This is a genomic window from Flavobacterium aureirubrum (assembly GCF_038739835.1).
Classification (GTDB): domain Bacteria; phylum Bacteroidota; class Bacteroidia; order Flavobacteriales; family Flavobacteriaceae; genus Flavobacterium; species Flavobacterium aureirubrum.
This window is the reverse complement of record NZ_JBCGDO010000165.1, coordinates 1-276: the sequence shown is the minus strand read 5'-3', so window position 1 is coordinate 276 and position 276 is coordinate 1. Positions and strand designations below refer to the sequence as shown.

Annotated in this window: 1 pseudogene; it reads left to right on the top strand. The window is 44.2% G+C overall.

Going from position 1 to position 276, the window contains the following annotated elements:
* Positions 1–276 (top strand): annotated as a pseudogene (locus WFZ85_RS16570) (IS1182 family transposase); the annotation flags it as partial.

The following is a 276-nucleotide window of genomic DNA, read 5'->3' as shown; positions in this document are numbered from 1 at the left end:
AACTGCTCGAAGAAGAACTCAAAACCAGTGGCGAACCCCAAGTAAGCACCACCGATACTGATGCAAGAGCACTACTGGTTCAAGGACAAGTAGTAGAAATAAGCTACAACATTCAAGCCGCAGTAGACAACAAACACAACTTGGTAGTTGCCACACACACCATCAACCGCAATGATAAAAATGCCTTGTCTGCTATTGCTATAGAAGCCAAAGAAAACCTAGCGCTAGAAACTTTTACCGTACTAGTTGACAAAGGCTATCACAACGGACGCGAAC